The sequence below is a fragment of the Haloactinopolyspora alba genome, assembly GCF_003014555.1.
Lineage (GTDB): Bacteria > Actinomycetota > Actinomycetes > Jiangellales > Jiangellaceae > Haloactinopolyspora > Haloactinopolyspora alba.
Genome location: NZ_PYGE01000015.1, coordinates 1 through 18,026 on the forward strand (window position 1 = coordinate 1; position 18,026 = coordinate 18,026).

An 18,026-nucleotide genomic window follows, 5' to 3' on the forward strand; every position below is an offset into this window, starting at 1 on the left:
CCGTCGATCAGCGAGTGCCGGCAGCCGTACTTGTTGTCGAACTTCGACTTGGTGACCGCGTCGTTGACGTTGATGGCCGGGAACAGCAGGTCACCGGACTCGGCGAGCTGGTACAGCCGGTGCACGCCGGTGGTGGTCTCCTCGGTGACACCGCGGATGCCGCCGGCGATCGTCGTCCACTTGGTGGCGTCCTTCGCCAGCGACGAGCGCAGGACGCTGAGCACGACCTTCCACTCGTCCGGGTCGTTGTCCGCAGCGGACGGCACGGCGCCGGCCTTCTCGTACTCCGCGCCCTTGTGCACCAGCACGGTCGCGTCGCCGCCGTCGTCGAGGATCATGTTCGGGCCCTCGAGCTCCGGCCAGGTCAACATCTGCTCGGTGCACTGCCAGTACTCCTCCAGCGACTCGCCCTTCCAGGCGAACACGGAGATACCGGAGGGCGCCTCGGGGGTGCCGTTCGGGCCGACGACGACAGCCGCGGCCGCGTGGTCCTGGGTGGAGAAGATGTTGCACGACGCCCAGCGCACCTCCGCGCCCAGCGCCACCAGCGTCTCGATCAGCACCGCCGTCTGGATCGTCATGTGCAGCGAACCCGAGATCCGGGCGCCCAGCAGCGGCTTGGTTTCGGCGTACTCACGGCGCAGCGCCATCAGGCCGGGCATCTCGTGCTCGGCGAGACGGATCTCGTTGCGGCCGTACTCGGCCAGCGAAAGGTCGGCGACGGCGAAATCGATGCCGTTGAGCGTTCGGAACTTGTCGGTGGACATCTGTCGGATGACTCCTCGTGTAGACACAGGGGTGGTCGGTCTCGGCGTGGGCGCCGGCGGTCCTCGTGGAACCCGCGACGCGGTCAGGTATCAGGCCTTCGGAAGGAACGGTTCGACGTCCGCGCCCGCTTCGTCGCCGTAGGCGTCCGCGAGCCGCTGCACGAACACCTTCGGGTCGATCGAGTACTCCTGCGGACCCATGGTCTCCAGGACCGTGGTGGCCATCAGGCAGCCGAACTGCAACGACCGCTCCACGGACAGGCCCCAGGACTGCGCGGCGAAGTACCCGACCCGGAAGCCGTCGCCGACACCCGTCGGGTCGACCTCCTGCTTGGCCGGCACGCTCGGCACGGTGATCGGGTCGGAGCCCTTCGACTCCCACCGCACACCCGCGCCGCCGAGCGTCGTCACCCAGGTGCCGACCTGGCCGAGCACGTCCTCGCGCGTCCAGCCGGTCTTGTCGAGCAGCAGCCCGCCCTCGTACTCGTTGGTGAACAGGTACTGCGCACCAGGCACGAGCTTGGACACCTCGTCGCCGTCCATCCGGGCGATCTGCTGGGAGAAGTCCGCGACGAACGGCAGCCCGAGCGACCGGCACTGTTCGGTGTGCCGCAGCATGCCCGCCGGGTCGCTCGCGCCGATCAGCACCAGGTCCAGCTCGCCGGCCTGACCCGACACGGCGTTCAGGTCGATGTTGCTGGTCTCGGACATGGCGCCGGGGTAGAACGACGCGATCTGGTTGTTCGTGCTGTCGGTGGTGCACAGGAACCGGGCGGTGTGATGGTCCTCGGACACGTACACCGCGCCGGTCTCGACACCGTGCCGGTCCAGCCAGGCACGGTACTCGTCGAAGTCCTGCCCGACCGCTCCGACGAGCACCGGACGCAGGCCCAGCGTGCCCAGTCCGAAGGAGATGTTCCCGGCGACGCCGCCGCGGCGGACGTCGAGACTGTCGATCAGGAACGACAGGGACACGTGCTCGAGCTGGTCGGCGACGAGCTGGTCGGAGATTCTTCCCGGGAACACCATCAGGTAATCGGTGGCGATCGATCCGGTCACTGCGATACGCACTGGGCGGGCCTCCTCGGTCTGGCCTTTCTCACGGCTGACGATTCCGGTGTTCCGTCAGACGTGGGCCGCCTCGCGCAGCTGCTCGACGCGGTCGGTGCGCTCCCACGGGAGGTCGATGTCCGGCCGGCCGAAGTGCCCGTACGCGGCAGTCTGAGCATAGATCGGACGGAGCAGCTCGAGGTCCCGGACGATCGCACCGGGACGCAGGTCGAAGACCTCCTCGATGGCCAGCTGGATCTTGGCCGGGTCGACGGCCTCGGTGCCGAACGTCTCGACGAACAGCCCGACCGGCGCCGCCTTGCCGATGGCGTAGGCGACCTGCACCTCGATGCGCTCCGCCAGGCCGGCGGCGACGGCGTTCTTGGCGACCCAGCGCATCGCGTACGCGGCGGAGCGGTCGACCTTGGACGGGTCCTTGCCGGAGAAGGCGCCGCCACCGTGGCGGGCCATGCCGCCGTAGGTGTCGACGATGATCTTGCGGCCGGTCAGCCCGGCGTCGCCGACCGGGCCGCCGGTGACGAACCGGCCGGTCGGGTTGACGAGAATGCGCGTGTCGGACGTGTCGAGCTCGAGCCCGTCCACCTCCGGCTTCATGACCTGGTCACGGACGTCGACGGCCAGCATCTGGTCGAGATCGATGTCCGCGGCGTGCTGACTCGACACCACGACGGTGTCGAGGCGCACCGGGCGCTCGCCGTCGTACTCCACCGTGACCTGGGTCTTGCCGTCGGGGCGCAGGTACGGCAGCGCGCCGTCCTTGCGGACGTTGGTGAGCCGCCGCGAGAGGCGCTGCGCGAGGGCGATCGGCAGCGGCATCAGCTCGGGCGTGTCCGAGCAGGCGTAGCCGAACATCAGGCCCTGGTCGCCGGCGCCCTGCGAGTCGATCTTGTCGGTCGCGCCCTCGACGCGGGTCTCGTGCGCGGTGTCGACGCCCTGGGCGATGTCGGGCGACTGGGCGTCGATCGCGACGTTCACGCCGCAGGACGCGCCGTCGAAGCCCTTGGCCGACGAGTCGTAGCCGATCTCGAGGATCCGGTCCCGCACGATCTGCGGGATGTCCACGTAGGCCTGCGTCGTCACCTCACCGGCGATGTGCACCTGGCCGGTGGTGATCAGGGTCTCTACGGCAACACGGGACTTGGGGTCCTTCTCGAGCAGCGCATCCAGGACGGAGTCGCTGATCGCATCGGACATCTTGTCCGGATGGCCTTCGGTGACCGACTCGCTGGTGAACAGTCGTCGAAACGTCATCTGGGAGATCATCCTTCACATGGTCGGGCGCGGTGAGCGCACTCGGTCGTGGTATCGGGCCGGGTCGGCCCCTGCGCCGCGTCGTCGCGACTTCGTCGAACTGCGGGTCAAGTGTCGTACATGACCAGGAGACCCTGCACGTCCGCCCGGTGTCTCGTGACACCGGGCGGACAGCGGGCCAGGTGGCCGTCCGGGGTCTCGCCCGTCGGCGTCAGGACCTGGCGGTGAAGATCCCCCAGGCGAGATGGCCGGAGTTGCCACCGTTCACCCAGTGCTTCAGGCCGGCCCGCATCTTGTCGAGGTAGTCGTCACTGACCTTACCGGCGAGCTGGTCCGCGAGCCGCAGCGACTCGTCGTGCACCCGCTGGTAGTGCCTGGCCAGGTTGGCCGTCTGCTCGCGGAACTCGACGTCGGTCAGGCCGAGCCGGCCGAGCTCACGCCGGTAGAAGTCCGGCGAGGCCATGGTGTCCAGCTGCAGCCGCTTCAGGATCGGCTCCAGCACGCCAGCCGGGCAGCTGTCCGCGGACATCGGGTCGGTGAAAACCATCTGCCCGTCGGGGCGCAGCACGCGCACCGTCTCTTCGAGCACCCGAACCCGCTCGCCGCTGTGCAGGAACGCGTCCTGGGACCAGACGAGGTCGAACGCGTTGTCCTCGAACGGCAGGTTCTCGAACGAGCCGTCGACCACGTCGATCAGGTGGTCGAGGCCCTGCTCGGCGTTCATCGTGCGGTTGCGGTCGTTCTCGACCTCACTCAGGTTGAGGCAGCTGACCTGGCAGCCGTAGGTCTTCGCCAGGTAGCGCGCGGCGCCGCCGAAACCGGCGCCGACGTCGAGGATCTTCGTGTTCTCGTCGATGTCGACCAGGCCGGCCATCGACTCGACCGTGCGCCGGCTCGCCGTCGCGATGTCCTCGGTCTCGCTCTGGTAGGTGCCGACGTGGATGTCCTCGCCGCCCCACACCGTGGCGTAGAAGTTGTCGGCGTCCTCGGAGTTGTAGTAGTCGCGGGCCGTGTGCACGGCACTCGAATACAGCTCGTCGAGCTCGTCGTCGCGGCGGTAGTGCTTCTCGGCGACATGGATGTAGAAATCCGGGTCGTCGTCGGCGTAAGTCTGCTGGAAGTCGCCGTACGTCTCGACCTTCTGGAATCCCACTTCCCGCATCAGGCGACGCACATAGTCCTTGCGCAGCGGGTACATGTTGAGGTGATACTGCTCACCGTCGGAGAATTCGTAGCGGAATCGCGCGAGACCGTCGTCGACGTATTCCGGCTCCGCGGAAACGTCCTCTCCGGCGTAGTAGTACGTGTGCTTGCTGGAGAAGCCGTCGTCCAGGATCGAGTCGTAGTTGCGCTGGTCGAGGATCAGCACGCCGTCATGCTTGAGCATCGCGTAGAACTCGGCCAGGGCCTTGCGACGGTCGCGCTCGGAGAACAGGTGCGTGAACGAGTTCCCGAGGCAGACGATCGCGTCGTACTCGCCGTGCACGTCCCGGTTGAGCCAGCGCCAGTCGGCGTTGACGACCCGCAGGATGTGCCCGCCGTACTCGAGGCCGTTGGCGAACGCCTTGGCCAGCATCTCCGGACTGCCGTCCGCGGAGACGGTCTCGAAGCCCTCTTCGAGCAGCCGCACCGAGTGGAACCCGGTGCCGGTGGCGACGTCGAGGACCTTGTGTACGCCCCGTGAGGTGAGCTGGTCGATGAAGAAGCTGCCTTCGCTCTCGTAGCGCTTCTTCCAGTCGATCAGGGCATCCCACTTGTCGACGAAGCCGGTCACGTACTCCTCGGTGTAGTGATCGGTCGTCCGGACCTCGAGCGGATTGCTACCGAAGTCCTGGACGTAGCCGTCCTCAGATGACTCGTCGGCGCCGTTGTTCGGCGCCTTGTCGAGGCTGACGTGTTCGCTTCCGGGCATACGACACTCCCCACGTGTTCGCGCGGCAAAATTGCACATCGTCACCGGCGCCTCGTTGCGCCGGTATCGGTCCGCCGACACGTCAGGAACCGCGGAACCAAAAACACCGCGGCGCGGGCGCTCACGCTGCCCGCACATGGCCCGACATCCGTCGACTACTCACTGGCGGCCACCAGCGGCACGCTGTGAAGACCTCAGCCTCGCGGCGGGTTCAACGCACCACCACCAAGTTAGAGGGTTCCTATCGAGATAGCAAGATCTGGATCATCTTGCCCGCTGACCAGCGGATTCACAGGCACGCATCGGCAAATGCATGGAGATCATCTTCTCTCGAGCGGGGGTGAAATCTGCAGGTGAACTCCGTGCTGTATAGTCGGCTTGTTAGGCAAAAACGAGATCGCGTTAATTAATGCGCAACCGTTGCGCTATGAGAAACGCAATTTCCACGGATCGCACGCCGACTTCACTGCCGTCCGACATGCGGACGCCTCGGTTGGCTCCGACCGTACCCCGTGGCCCCGCCCGCGAGCCCGCTCGCCGGCGGGGCCTTTGCATGGCCTGCGCGAACACGGGTACCAAGGGTCGTAGGGTCACGTCCGGCCGCAACCGGGCGGCGGGCACGGCCGACCCGAAACGAGAGGACGTGAAGGATCATGGTCTTCGAGAAGGTCAAGAACAAGATCAGCGAAGCGGTCTCCGGTCACGGCGACAAGGTCGACCAGAACATCGACAAGGCCAAGGACTTCGTCGACGAGAAGACCGGCGGGCAGTACGGCGAGAAGCTCGACACCGGCGCCGAGAAGGCCAAGGGCTACGTCGAGCAGTTCGACCAGGGCGAGGAAGGCGCCTCCGGCGAGAGCACCGGCCAGGGCACCGAGGGCGCGTCCGGCGAGAGCGGCACGGGCTCGCAGGGCCAGGGCACCGAGGGTTCCGGCGGAGACGACTCCGGCAGCCGGCCCTGACCCGTGAGGATGTCCCGGGCTCCGTGGAACTTCGGTGGCGGGCCCGGCGAGCGTCAGCCTGCGCTCACGTCTTGAGTGTTGCAGTCATATCCGACAGTTTCGGCAGCGACTGCCGGTCCAACGCGTCACGGAGCGCAGCTGACCGCAAGGTCATTTGACGACCCGGTACGTGAGGTGCGTGACGTCTCGGTTGGCTGCGACCGAGAGGCATTCGAGTTCGACGGCCTCGGGCAGGTCGCGGAAGAAGGGATGGCCGCCGCCGAGTAGTACCGGAACCTGGTTGATGACGATCTCGTCCAGCAGGCCCGCCTTCAGGGCTTCGGTTGTGGTGGTGCCGGAAGCGATCTTGACGTCCTTCCGGCCTTCTCGGCGACGTCCTTGGCCTGCGCGATCGCCGACTCGATCCCGTCGGTGACGATGGGCTGCCCGGGAGCGGCATCCGGGATCGGGTCGCGGCTGACCACGAAGAGCGGCGCTCCGGCGACCATGCTGTCGCCGCCCCATCGGCCCGCGTGCTCGTAGGTGTTGCGCCCGGATACGACGGCGTTGCCGGCCCGGGCGCCGCGGCCGGAGACGTACCCGTCGACTGATGCCGACAACGTGGTGAAGACGAGTGTCATGGTCGTGGTCCTTCCCGTGGTGTGGATGCCGACCGAACGCTCCGGGAATCGCATCGCCGACGTCGGCCCGAGATCCGTGGACCTCGGTGGCGGTTTTCGGTGAGCATCAGGCTGCGCTCACGTCTTGAGTGTTGCAGCCGGCACAGCTCCCGGACGGTCGCGGTCGCCACGCCACGGCCGGCAACGTGCTGCGCCACCGGGTAGCCGAGTTCGGCGGCGTGATCTTCGATGCCGACCAGGTTGAACCGGCCCGGTACCGAGCCGGCGCCGTCGACGACGGGAAGTACTAACCGTGGCGTTCCCACACGACCACGGAGTACCCCACGCCGAACGGCGCCGCGTCGTAGAGCATCTCGGCGTCGAACAGGCCGTCCTCGGCCGCACCGCCCAGCACACGCAGCGGCGGGATGCCGCCTGCCCGGCTCGCGGCGGCCGCCGCGTCGTCCAGGGCCAGTATCGCCCGCGGATCGCCCGACTCGAGCGCGCGCACCAGGTCGGCGTCGTGCCGGCGCGCCAGGGCTCGGTCCGCGTCCGCCTGCTCGTCCGAGCGCTGCGCCGAGCCGTCCGCCATGACCAGCATCGCCACCCGTTCGCGGCGCCAGGCGAGCCGTTCGCCGAGGCGGGCGCAGTCGTCGGCGGCTGCCGAGGGCGCCACCGACGCGCCCGTGACACTGCCGGACCAGCCGTCGCGCTCGAGCAGCCAGGCGGCCACGCACAACGACAGCGGCAGCCCGTCGTCGCCGGCGTGCGCGCCGGGCAGGGCGACACGGCGGTCGACGCCGTAGTCGGCCAGGCTGCCGCCACCGGTCACCTCGTCGGCGGTGTCCGGTCCGACCCCGACCACCACCAGCAGCTCCGGACTGCCGTCGCGCAGCGCGTCGAGAGCGGTCCAGCAGGCGCCGCGGAGCAGATCGATGTCGTCGTCGCGCGCCGGCCCCACGCCCGCGACCAGCAGCGGCGGATGTGGACACACGGCAGCCGATACCAGCACTCCCCCAGCCTAGGTCCTCGCGCCACCCGCGGGCCCCACAACGACACGCCGACCGGGCGGCCGGCCGCGGAACCGGCCCGGCATGGTCGAATATCAGACATGTTCGACACCGACGACGTCTACCGGCTGCTGATCGCCGGTGTCGTCCTGCTGGTCGGCGTCGGCAGCTGCCTCGCGTGGATATCCGCCGGCAGGCGCGACCCCGCGGGACCGGCGGCACGCGTGTTCATGACCGTCGGACTGGTCATGGCCGCACTGGACTTCGGCGGGGTGGGCGCTGTGCTCGGCCTCTCGCTCGCCGCTCTGGGCGGCCTCGTCGCCTGGGAGGGCCAGCCCGATCCGGAGGTTCCGCGGCCGCGACGCGGTGGCATCGTCGTCGCGGCCGCGATCACCGGTCTCGCGACCCTGGCCATGATCGAGGGCTTCGGCCCGCTGGCGTCCGTCCCCGAGGAGGCGCGCGCGGTCGCGACCGTCGTGGTCGCCAGCACCGGGGCGCTCGGCACCCTCGCCGTGGCCGACCGGGCTCGTGTCACGCTGCGCGACGCCCTGCGCCGCCGTTTCGACACCACCTCGCACGCACCTCACTGAGCGGGGCGTCAACCCGCGAGTCACACCGTCCGGGCGGCGGGTCTTGACCGTCTCGCCGCGCCACCGGTAGCGTCACCTTGAGGAAAGCGTTTTCCGTGCTCGCCGACCGCTGCCGACGACAAGGAAGAGTTCTTCGATGACGTCTGACGTGTCCAGCCGCGACGGGCTGACGGACCAGGATCGCCCGGCCGGAGCCGGCGTCGACGGACCGGACGCCGGCGAGGAACTGCCCACCCCGGCCGCGCGGAACGCCGTGCTGCGCTGGACGCTGCAGGCGTTCTCCGCGGTGTGGCGGCCAGGGCTGCTGCTCATCCTCCTCGGTGTCGGCTGGTGGGTCGTCACCGCCGCGGAGATGTTCCCCGCCTATCTCGTTCCGACGCCGGGCGACGTCTGGGCGACGCTGCTGGAGGATCGGGAGATGCTCGCCACCCACACCTGGGTGACGACGTACGAGACCGTGGTCGGCTTCCTGCTGGCCGCCCTCATCGGGATGGTCGCCGCCGTCCTCATCGTCTACTCCCCCACGCTCGAGAAGGCGCTGTACCCGCTGATCCTGTTCGCGCAGGTCATTCCGAAGATCGCGATCGCGCCGATCCTGGTCGTCTGGTTCGGCTTCGGCCCGACGCCCAAGATCATCCTGGCCGTGCTCATCGCGTTCTTCCCGGTGGTGGTCTCCGGCGTCGCCGGCCTGCGCTCCACCGACCCGGCGCTGCTCGACCTGTCGTCCACGATGGGCGCCAGCCGCTGGCAGACCTTCCGCAAGATCCGGTTCCCGGGTGCGTTGCCACACCTGCTCTCGGGACTCAAGGTCGCCGTCACCCTCGCCGTCGTCGGCGCGGTGGTCGGCGAGTTCGTCGGCGCCGACGAAGGGCTCGGCTACGTGCTGCTGCTGGCCAGCGGCAACCTCAACTCGTCCCTGCTGTTCGCCGACCTGATCCTGATGTCCGCGCTCGGTGTCGCTCTGTTCGTCCTGGTCGAGGCCGCCGAGGCGCTGCTGATCCCGTGGCACGCCAGCCGCAGGCAGGCGATCCCGATGACGACGACGTCCTGACCCGAGCCCCCTACCCCCGTCAATCCGAGAAAGGTGCCGCGCGATGCGACGTAGCTTGCTGACCACTTCGGTGGTGGCCCTTTTCATCCTCGCCGCCTGTGGCAGTGGCGAGACGACGACCAGTGGCGACGGTGACGGCCCGACCGAGGTGACCCTGACGCTGAACTGGGTGCCCTACGGCGAGCACGCGCCGTTCTACTACGGCGTCGCCGAGGGGATCTACGAGGAGGAGGGCATCGACCTCGAGATCAAACCCGGCAGCGGGTCGACCACCACCGTCCAGCAGGTCGCCCAGTCCCAGACGGAGTTCGGCTGGGCCGACACGCCCGCGTTGCTCAACGGCGTCTCCGAAGGCATGCCCGTCAAGAGCGTCGGCGTCTTCCTGCAGAAAGGACCGTCGTCGGTGGAGTTCTTCGCCGAGCAGGGTGTCAGCGAGCCCGCGGATCTGGCCGGGTTGACCGTGGCCGGGACACCCGGTGACGCGATGTACGCGACGTTCCCGGCGTGGCTGGAGCTCAACGGCGTCAACCCCGAGGACGTCAACGTCGTCAACGTCGACCCCGCGGGCAAGATCGCCGCGCTGGTGGAGGGTCGGGCGGACGCGATCATGGGCTTCTTCCACGACCAGGCGCCGACCATCGAGAACATCAGCGGCAACCCGGTCGAGGTGCTCCAGTTCTCCGACTGGGGGATGAACCTGCTGGGCACCGGGATCGTCGTGCACCAGAAGACCATCGACGAGAACCCGGAGCTGGTCGAGTCGTTCGTCCGGGCCACCGCCCGGTCCTGGGAGGCCGCCGCCGAGAACCAGGAAGCCGCTGCCGCGGCCATGGAGGAGGCGGCCAGCGAGACCCCCGAGACGCAGGTCCTCGTCGACCAGCTCGACAAGAGCCTGGGGCTGCTGCAGCTGGACACCGCCCCCGCTCCGGGCGTGAACACCGAGGAGCAGTGGCAGGAGACGATCGACCTGCTCGCCGAGCACGCGGACCTGAAGGATCCCGGCGATCCGTCGACGTACTGGGACCCGTCGTTCGCCGAGGCCGGGTGAGCGGCACGATGACCTCCGAGACCGCCGCCGAGCCGGGCGAGCACGGCTCCCAGACCGTGACCCCGACCATCGACGTCCATGACCTCACCTGCACGTTCCGGTCGAAACGGCAGAGCACCACCGCCCTGCACGACGTGTCGCTGCGCGTCGGCGCCGGTGAGTTCGTGACCATCCTCGGACCGTCCGGCTGCGGCAAGTCCACCCTGCTCAAGATCATCGCCGGGCTGGTGCCGCCCACCACCGGCCACGTCGACCTGCTCGGCGGGCGGGTACGGGAGCCGCAGCGCGACATCGGCTTCGCGTTCCAGCGTGCCGCGCTGCTGGAGTGGCGCGGTGCGCGCGCCAACATCCTGCTGCAGGCCGAGATGCGCGGCATGGACAAGCACACGGCGGCCGAGCGGGCGGACCGGCTGATCGAGCTCACCGGCCTGACCGGGTTCGAGGACGCGCTGCCGCACGAACTGTCCGGAGGGATGCAGCAACGTGTCGCACTGTGCCGGGCGCTGCTGCACGAGCCCCCGGTGCTGCTGATGGACGAGCCGTTCGGCGCGCTCGACGCGCTCACCCGCGAACACATGAACGTCGAGATGCACCGGATCTGGCGGGAGACGTCGACGACAGTCGTCCTGGTGACGCACTCGATCGCCGAGGCCGTCTACCTCGGGCAGCGGGTGGTGGTCATGACGCCGCGGCCGGGCCGGATCGAGCGGGTCTACGACGTCGACCTGCCGCAGCAACGCGACTACGGCGCCACCATGTCCAGCACCACGTTCGAGACCCTGGCGAGCGAGATCCGCGCCATCCTGGGTGCCAGCGCCCACAACGGATGAGCGTGGCCGGCCCGGCGCCGGCGGCGCAACGGCGCTGGTGGCACACCGCCGGCGCCTGGCTGGCCATCGGCACCTCCCCCGCCGCGCTCGTCCTCGGCGCCGGGGTGGCCGACCGGCACGACGGGCCGATGCCGCTGATCACGCTGCTGCTCAGCGGCGCGGCCATGGCGGCGCTGCTGCTGGTCCAGGGGCGGCTGGGGGTGCTCCCGCCGTACGGCGAGGGCTGGCCGCTGTCGGACGTGCTCGACGGCTACCTGCCGCGCCGCGACCGGACGCTGGTCTCGCTGCTCATGGCGCTGTCGATGGTCGGCTGGCTGGGGTTCAACGCCGGCCTCGGCGGTGCCGCGCTGGCGTCGCTGCTGGATGCGCCGCGGTGGCTGGGGGTCGGCGTACTCGGGCTTCCGCTGCTCGTGCTCGCCCTCGCCGGGCAGCACCGCTGGAACGGTCCGGCCGTGCTCACCACGGCGGCCGCACTGGCGCTGGTCGGGCTGGTGGCGATCCGCGGCGCCGAGACCACGGTTCCGGTCACCGCCCGGCTGGACGCGCCGGCCCTCCTGCTCGCGGACGTGTCGGTGTTCGTGGGCTACGTGTCGGTCTTCGCACTGCGTGCCCCGGACTTCACGGCCGGGTTGCGCGGCCGCGGTGACCTGCGGGCGTGCGCGGTCGTGCTGGTCGTCCCCACGCTCGTCGCCGCGGCCGCGGGCACGACGGTCGCGCTGCGCGGAGGCTCCAGCGACCTGGTGGCCCATCTGCAGGCCTCGACCCTCGGCACGGCGCTGATCGCCGTCGCCGTCGTCGCACCGTCGCTGACCGCCTACCACTCCGGCGGGCTGGCGCTGCGGTCGGTCACGCCACTGTCCGGACGGTCCGCGACGCTCGCGGTGGGTGTCGCCGGACTGGCCCTGGCGACCAGCGGGTTCGAGAGCGTCCTGCTGCCCTGGCTGACCGTCCTGGCGGCCGTGCTGCCGCCGCTGGTCGTGCCGCTGGCCGTCGAGGCGCACGCGCGGCGTCGTGGCCGCGGCCACCGGGTCGTGCTCGCGATGTGGCTGCCCGCCGCCGGGCTCGGGCTCGTGCTCACCGCGTTCGGCGTGACCGGTGCGCCGCTGGTCGGCCTGGCCGCCGCCGGAGTGTCCACGGCCGTGGCGCGCGCGATGCACCGGCGTGCGCTTCGCCGTCGCGCCATCCCATGATCATCGGCACTTTCCGGCCCATACGGCGGTTCTCTGCCGATGATCATGCGAACCGACCCATTGACGACCCGAAAGCGTCCCCGTAACCTTCTGGGAAAACGCTTACCGGCAGAGCGACCCAACTGGCACCCAGAAGGGCGGAGCATCCGGATGACCCCAGGCACAGGTGACATGGACCGTCGTACGTTCCTCCGGTCGAGTGCGAGCACGGCGCTGGCTGCCGGCGCGCTGGGCGTGATCGGCGCCGGCAGCGCGTCCGCCGCGGACCGTCCGATCCCCAGGCCGGGCATCGGGATGCACCTCTACACCATGCGCCGGTCGCTGGCCGACGATTTCGCGGGCACGCTGGGCGAGCTCGCCCGCATCGGCTACGCGACGGTGGGCGTGAGCGGACGGCACGGGCACAGCGCCGCCGAGATCCGCAGCATGATCGACGACACCGGGATGCGGGCCGTCCTCGAGCACGTCGGGCTGAACCGGATCGACGACCGATGGGAGCAGGCCTGCGAGGAGGTCGTCGTCCTCGGCGGCGAATGGATCGTCATCCGCAGCCTGCCCGGCGTGGACTACACCGCCGACTCGTTCCGCGCCCTGGCGGACACGTTCAACCGCGCCGGCGAGACGGCGTCGCGGTACGGGCTCAAGGTGCTCTTCCACAACCACGACGCCTCGTTCGCCACCGACGAGGGGCGTGTGCTGTACGACATCCTGGTCGAGGAGACCGAACCGGAGTACGTGGGCTTCGAGCTCGACGTGTACTGGATGGTCCGCGGCGGGTACGAGCCCGCCGACTACTTCGTCCGTTACCCCGCGCGCTTCCCCGCGCTGCACGTCAAGGACATGGCTCCGGACGGCGGATTCGCCGACGTCGGGTCAGGCGTCCTGGACTTCGAGGCGATGTTCGCCGACGCGCACCGCGGCGGCGTGCGCCAGTGGCTCGTCGAGCACGACGACCCCGAGTCCGAGTTCGCGACGGCCCGCAACAGCTTCGGGGCCCTGCGCGCCATGCGCTTCTGAAACCTCTGCAGCGAACGAACCCCCGGCCGTGGCGGCCGGCACTGCGGTAAGCGCTTACCACAGCGCTCGTGGGCCGTCCTCCCGGCATCGCCCTCGACCCGCACCACCGGAGGTGACGGTCGATGATCCGTCCGACCCTGACCGGCGCACTCGTCGCGGCGCTCGCTGTCGCCGTGCCGTCGACGATCGGTCAACCGCCCGCAACCGCCCAGGAACCCGTCCCTCAGCACGAGGCCGGCTTCGACGCGCTCGTGTTCTCGAAGACGACGAACTTCTACCACGAGTCCATCCCCGCTGGTGTCGCCGCGATCGAGTCCCTCGGCGAGGAGCACGGGTTCAACGTCGTGGTTTCCGACGACTCCACGATGTTCACCGACGAGACGCTCGCCGAGTTCGAGGTGGTGATCTTCAACAACACGAACTCCACCCCGCAGGCCGGCAACCTGCTGGGCGGCGACCAGCGCGCGGCGTTCGAGCGCTACATCCAGGCCGGCGGCGGCTTCGTCGGCATCCACTCCGCGTCCGGTACCGAGCGCGACTGGCCGTGGTACGGCGAACTCGTCGGCGCGTTCTTCGCCAGCCACCCGGCCGTGCAGGAGCTCGAGGTGGAGGTCGACGACCCGCAGCACCCGTCGACCGCCCACCTACCGCAGGAATGGACCCGCACCGCCGAGCCGTACGACTTCGCCACCAACCCGCGCGGCGACGTGCACGTGCTGGCCAGCTACGACAGCAAGTCCTACGAGGGCGACCAGATGGGCGCGGACCACCCGATCTCGTGGTGCCAGCGCTACGACGGTGGTCGCTCCTGGTACACGGGCATGGGGCACGCGTCGTCGGCGTTCACCGACGAGCCGCTCTTCCTCGACCACCTGCTCGGCGGCATCGAGTGGGCGGCCGGCGCGGCCGAGGGCGACTGCGGCGCGACGGCCGGCGCCAACTTCGAGAAGATCCAGCTGGACGGGAACACCGACGACCCGCTGGCGATGGACATCGACGACCGGGGCCGGGTCTTCTACGTCCAGCGCGGCGGTGCGCTGAAGTACTACGACCCGCAGACGTCCCGCACGCACCGCGCCGCGACGTTCGACGTTCTGGTCGAGCACACGCACGGCATGCACGGCATCGTCCTCGACCCGGACTTCACCGAGAACCACTGGCTCTACGTCTACTACTCGCCGCTGAACAAGGACGTCAGCCTGGTGTCCCGGTTCACCTTCGACGAGCAGACCGGCACCCTCGACATGGACTCCGAGAAGGTGCTGTTCGAGATCAACTCCCAGCGCGACGTCAACGCCCACGAGGGCGGCGGGATGGACTTCGACGCCGACGGGAACCTCTACGTCGCGACCGGAGACAACTCTCTTCCGTGCTGCAGCGGCTACGGCGCGACCGACGAACGGCCCGGCCACGAGCACAGCGACGCCCAGCGCTCGTCGGCGAACACGAACGACCTGCGCGGCAAGGTGCTGCGGGTGCACCCCACGGACACTGTTGCCGGCGGCTACACGATTCCCGAGGGCAACCTGTTCGAGCCGGGAACGCCGCGGACACGTCCCGAGATCTACGTCATGGGGCTGCGCAACCCTTACCGCATCCACGTCGACAACGAGACCGGCTGGCTGTACTGGGGTGACGTGGGCCCGGACGCCCGCAACGACAGCGACACCCGGGGCAGCAAGGGCTACGACGAGTACAACCAGGCGCGCGAGGCGGGCTTCTTCGGCTGGCCGTACTGCATCGGCGACAACCACGCCTACAACGACCACGACTTCGCCACCGGCGAGTCCGGACCGCTGTACGACTGCGCCGGCGGCCCGGTGAACGACTCGCCGAACAACACCGGAGCGCAACAGCTGCCCCCCGCGCAGCCCGCGTGGATGTCCTATCCGTACGGGGTCTCGCCGCAGTACCCGGAGCTCGGCAGCGGGGGCCGGCTGGCCATCGGCGGGCCCACGTACCACTTCGACCCGGAGCTGGACTCGGAGGCGAAATTCCCCGAGTACTACGACGACACCGTCTTCGTCGCCGAGTGGACGCGGAACGCGATCTTCGAGGTGAAGCTGGACGAGAACGGCGACCCGGCCGTCATCAACCCGTTCCTGCCGGGCAAGGAGTTCCTGCGCCCGATCGACATGCAGTTCGGCCCGGACGGTTCGATGTACGTCATCGAGTGGGGCAGCAACTACGGCGGGTCCGGCCGCGGCGATCCGAACACCGACTCGGGCATCTACAAGATCAACTACGCCAAGATCGGCGAGCGCTCGCCGGACGCCCGAGCGAGCGCCACGCCCACGTCCGGGCAGCCGCCGCTGACCGTGCAGTTCTCCAGTGACGCTTCCGGCGACCCGGACGAGCATCCGATCAGCTACGCCTGGGATTTCGACGCGGACGGCACCGTCGACAGCACCGACCCGAACCCGGTGCACACCTACACCGAGCGCGGCGACTACACCGCGCAGCTCACCGTGACCGACCCGACCGGGCGGACCGGGGTCTCGAACGTCCCGATCACCGTCGGCAACACTGCGCCGGTCGTCGAGATGGTCGAACCGCGCGACGGCCAGGTGTTCGGCTTCGGCGAGCCGATCGACTTCGACGTACGGGTGACCGACGCCGAGGACGGCTCCAGCGAGGACGGCACCATCGACTGCCAGCAGGTCGTCACTCAGCCCAGGCTCGGCCACGACGAGCACGGCCACCCGCTCGAGCGGTACCGCGGCTGCGCCGGCACCGTCGAGGCGATCGTCGACGAGGGCCACGACGAGCACGACAACATCTTCTACATCGTCGACACCACCTACACCGACCAGGGCGGCACGGGCGCCTCCGCGCTGACCGGGGGCGACTCGGCCATCCTGCAACCGCGGCTGAAACAGGCCGAGCACTGGACCGGCGCCGGTGACGTGGCGTTGTACGACACCCAGGAGGGCGACGGCGGCCGAATGGTCGGGCAGATCGGGCACCGTGACTGGATCTCCTTCGAGCCGGTGAACCTGCACGGCGTGACCCAGCTGACCTTCCGGGTCGCCTCGTCCGGGTCCGGCGGCACCATCGAACTGCGCACGGACGCGGTCGACGGACCGGTGATCGGCAGCGTCGACGTCGCCCCGACGGGCGGGTCCCGCACCTTCGAGACCGTCACCGCGCAGGTCGACGACCCCGGAGGCACGCACGAGCTGTTCCTCGTGTTCACCGACGAGCCGGGCCAGGAGTACCTGTTCAACCTCGACTGGATGCGGTTCGAGAACCCGGCCACCGACCCGCTGCGCGAGGTGGGCGGACTGGCCGGTGACCTGCGCGACACGACGGCCGCGCACGCCGGTGCCCTGGACGACGAGCAGGAGAGCTACCTGGGCGACCTGGCCGGGCGGGTCGAGGCCGCGGCCGAGGCGGCGCTGGACGTCGCCGACACGTCCGGCACGGACGACCCCGCCTTCACCGAGCACGTCGACGAGGCGTTCACGCACGTCGCCGGCGGACGGCGGTGGATCACCGGGCAGGTGGACGCCGGCGAGCTCACCGACGAGGTGGCCACCGACCTGCTGACACCGGTGACGGCCGCGCACGACGTGCTGTCCGGCGCGGTCGCCGAGCTGTACGGGCTGGACGCGACGCTCGAGACGGACGCCGCGGAGGTGGTCGCCGGCGAGCCGGTGCTGGCCAACGCGACGCTGTCGAACGACGGCAACCGGCCGGTACGTGACCCCGGGCTGGCCCTGGAGGTGCCGGAGGGCTGGGACGCCGAACGGGTCGGCGCGTCCGACCTCCGGGTGCTCGAACCCGGCGCGGCGGTCACCGGGCGATGGCGGCTCACCCCGCCGGCCACGGCCGAGCCGGCGGAGGTGGAGCTCGCCGGCACCGCGAGCTTCGTCCACCGCGGCCGCAGTCCGGCCACGCTGCCGCTGACGGCCGAGCTGGACGTGCTGGCGGCCGTCGAAGTGTCCGGGATGGACGTCGGCACGCCCGTGTTCAGCGGGCGCGCGAACACCGCGACCGTGTCGGTCACGAACAACCGTTCGGCGCAGGCGGCGGAGGTCGACGTGACGGTCGACGTCCCCGCGGACTGGAGCGCGAGCACCGGGTCGGTGACGGTGCCGGCCGGATCCACGCGCCAGGTCGACGTCACCGTGTCGCCGCCGGCGGGCGCTCCGGCGGCCGGCGAGGTCGCCACGCCGAGGCTTACCGCGCGGGTCACCGCCGACGGCACGGCGGTCGCGGGCGCACCGGAGAGCACGACCTACGTGGTGCCGCACGGCGACGACGTCGCGATCGCGCTGGACGGCGGTTCGGCCGGCAGCCCGGTGCTGGACTCCTACACCGGGCTCGCCTCCGGCGACGAGTGGGACCCGGAACGCGGCTTCGGCTGGGTCAGCGGCCCGCCGCAGGAGCGTGACCGCGGCCATCCGGACGCGCTGCGCCGCGACTTCGTGCTGGACAACAGCGGGCCCGGCGAGCTGCGCGTCGCCGTGCCGCCGGGTGAGCACGTGTTCTCCCTGCTCACCGGCGACCCCGACTACTCGACGTCCGGGTTCGTGGTGTCGGCGGACGGCTCGGTCGTGTCACCCGCACGGGCGACCATGCCCGAGGACACCTACGCGTGGAAGGAGTTCACCCTGGACGGCGGCGCCTCGGGGCGCACCGTCGACCTGACCCTGTCCAGCCCGGACGGGTCGTACTGGCGGATGCTCGCGCTGGTGGCGCGGGCGCGATGAACGCGGCCGGCAT

15 protein-coding genes and 1 pseudogene are annotated in these 18,026 nt (G+C 69.9%); 8 read left to right on the top strand and 8 right to left on the bottom strand.

Translation table 11 applies throughout. The features are described from left to right. The 4 genes from CLV30_RS18150 to CLV30_RS18165 all read right to left on the bottom strand — a co-directional run. Positions 1–767: adenosylhomocysteinase (locus CLV30_RS18150; protein ID WP_106538655.1), on the bottom strand; the 767-nt coding region annotated here is incomplete at its 3' end. 90 nt (positions 768–857) lie between these two features. After that, the gene (locus CLV30_RS18155) at positions 858–1,838 is read right to left on the bottom strand and encodes a carbohydrate kinase family protein (RefSeq protein WP_106538656.1); all 981 of its coding nucleotides are present in this window, start codon (positions 1,836–1,838) and stop codon (positions 858–860) included. Between the two features lie 54 nt (positions 1,839–1,892). Further along, positions 1,893–3,089 carry a methionine adenosyltransferase gene (gene metK, locus CLV30_RS18160; RefSeq protein ID WP_106538759.1) on the bottom strand — a complete coding sequence of 399 codons (1,197 nt, stop codon included), beginning with the start codon at positions 3,087–3,089 and terminating at the stop codon, positions 1,893–1,895. 211 nt (positions 3,090–3,300) lie between these two features. Next, positions 3,301–5,001, bottom strand: coding sequence for a glycine/sarcosine N-methyltransferase (locus tag CLV30_RS18165; RefSeq protein WP_106538657.1), 1,701 nt, complete (start codon positions 4,999–5,001; stop codon positions 3,301–3,303). Positions 5,002–5,654: 653 nt separating this feature from the next. Between CLV30_RS18165 and CLV30_RS18170 the strand changes: the two genes are divergently transcribed. Further along, positions 5,655–5,963, top strand: coding sequence for an antitoxin (locus CLV30_RS18170; protein ID WP_106538658.1), 309 nt, complete (start codon positions 5,655–5,657; stop codon positions 5,961–5,963). A gap of 150 nt (positions 5,964–6,113) precedes the next feature. On the opposite strand, the gene CLV30_RS27925 is transcribed toward CLV30_RS18170, so the two are convergent. The 4 genes and pseudogenes from CLV30_RS27925 to CLV30_RS18185 all read right to left on the bottom strand — a co-directional run bounded on the left by CLV30_RS27925 (position 6,114) and on the right by CLV30_RS18185 (position 7,574). After that, positions 6,114–6,308, bottom strand: a complete 195-nt coding sequence (locus tag CLV30_RS27925) for a dihydrofolate reductase family protein (RefSeq protein WP_420841973.1) — start codon at positions 6,306–6,308, stop codon at positions 6,114–6,116. Next, entirely contained in the window at positions 6,275–6,583 is a 309-nt protein-coding gene (locus tag CLV30_RS27390; RefSeq protein ID WP_240723206.1) for a dihydrofolate reductase family protein, read from the bottom strand. Before CLV30_RS27390 ends, CLV30_RS27925 begins: the two co-directional genes overlap by 34 nt. A 122-nt stretch (positions 6,584–6,705) precedes the next feature. Next, positions 6,706–6,846 (bottom strand): annotated as a pseudogene (locus CLV30_RS27930) (GNAT family N-acetyltransferase); the annotation flags it as partial. 23 nt (positions 6,847–6,869) lie between these two features. Then, a complete protein-coding gene (locus CLV30_RS18185; protein ID WP_129710907.1) occupies positions 6,870–7,574 on the bottom strand; it encodes a class III extradiol ring-cleavage dioxygenase family protein in 705 nt (234 codons plus the stop codon). Between the two features lie 99 nt (positions 7,575–7,673). Here CLV30_RS18185 and CLV30_RS18190 point away from each other — a divergent pair, with 99 nt between their 5' ends. The 7 genes from CLV30_RS18190 (at position 7,674) to CLV30_RS18220 (ending at position 18,013) form a co-directional block, all read left to right on the top strand. Beyond that, the gene (locus CLV30_RS18190; protein ID WP_106538661.1) at positions 7,674–8,162 is read left to right on the top strand and encodes a hypothetical protein; all 489 of its coding nucleotides are present in this window, start codon (positions 7,674–7,676) and stop codon (positions 8,160–8,162) included. A gap of 136 nt (positions 8,163–8,298) precedes the next feature. Next, positions 8,299–9,213 (top strand): ABC transporter permease, encoded by a 915-nt coding sequence (locus tag CLV30_RS18195; RefSeq protein WP_106538662.1) that lies wholly within the window; start codon positions 8,299–8,301, stop codon positions 9,211–9,213. Between the two features lie 43 nt (positions 9,214–9,256). Beyond that, the gene (locus tag CLV30_RS18200; RefSeq protein ID WP_106538663.1) at positions 9,257–10,261 is read left to right on the top strand and encodes an ABC transporter substrate-binding protein; all 1,005 of its coding nucleotides are present in this window, start codon (positions 9,257–9,259) and stop codon (positions 10,259–10,261) included. An 8-nt stretch (positions 10,262–10,269) separates the two neighbouring features. Further along, a complete protein-coding gene (locus tag CLV30_RS18205) occupies positions 10,270–11,091 on the top strand; it encodes an ABC transporter ATP-binding protein (RefSeq protein WP_106538760.1) in 822 nt (273 codons plus the stop codon). A 2-nt stretch (positions 11,092–11,093) separates the two neighbouring features. After that, on the top strand, positions 11,094–12,281 hold the full coding sequence (locus CLV30_RS18210; protein ID WP_106538664.1) for a purine-cytosine permease family protein: 1,188 nt from the start codon (positions 11,094–11,096) through the stop codon (positions 12,279–12,281). A gap of 150 nt (positions 12,282–12,431) precedes the next feature. Then, a complete protein-coding gene (locus CLV30_RS18215) occupies positions 12,432–13,298 on the top strand; it encodes a sugar phosphate isomerase/epimerase family protein (RefSeq protein ID WP_106538665.1) in 867 nt (288 codons plus the stop codon). A 122-nt stretch (positions 13,299–13,420) separates the two neighbouring features. Next, positions 13,421–18,013, top strand: coding sequence for a ThuA domain-containing protein (locus tag CLV30_RS18220; RefSeq protein ID WP_106538666.1), 4,593 nt, complete (start codon positions 13,421–13,423; stop codon positions 18,011–18,013). Positions 18,014–18,026: the final 13 nt, after the last annotated feature.

Bases quoted from the DNA above. Each gene is read 5' to 3' on its own strand.
- CLV30_RS27390 (WP_240723206.1), bottom strand. From the start codon at position 6,583: ATGACACTCGTCTTCACCACGTTGTCGGCATCAGTCGACGGGTACGTC.
- metK (WP_106538759.1), bottom strand. From the start codon at position 3,089: ATGACGTTTCGACGACTGTTCACCAGCGAGTCGGTCACCGAAGGCCAT.
- CLV30_RS18205 (WP_106538760.1), top strand. From the start codon at position 10,270: ATGACCTCCGAGACCGCCGCCGAGCCGGGCGAGCACGGCTCCCAGACC.
- CLV30_RS18190 (WP_106538661.1), top strand. From the start codon at position 7,674: ATGTTCGACACCGACGACGTCTACCGGCTGCTGATCGCCGGTGTCGTC.
- CLV30_RS18195 (WP_106538662.1), top strand. From the start codon at position 8,299: ATGACGTCTGACGTGTCCAGCCGCGACGGGCTGACGGACCAGGATCGC.
- CLV30_RS18200 (WP_106538663.1), top strand. From the start codon at position 9,257: ATGCGACGTAGCTTGCTGACCACTTCGGTGGTGGCCCTTTTCATCCTC.
- CLV30_RS18215 (WP_106538665.1), top strand. From the start codon at position 12,432: ATGACCCCAGGCACAGGTGACATGGACCGTCGTACGTTCCTCCGGTCG.
- CLV30_RS18220 (WP_106538666.1), top strand. From the start codon at position 13,421: ATGATCCGTCCGACCCTGACCGGCGCACTCGTCGCGGCGCTCGCTGTC.
- CLV30_RS18170 (WP_106538658.1), top strand. From the start codon at position 5,655: ATGGTCTTCGAGAAGGTCAAGAACAAGATCAGCGAAGCGGTCTCCGGT.
- CLV30_RS18165 (WP_106538657.1), bottom strand. From the start codon at position 5,001: ATGCCCGGAAGCGAACACGTCAGCCTCGACAAGGCGCCGAACAACGGC.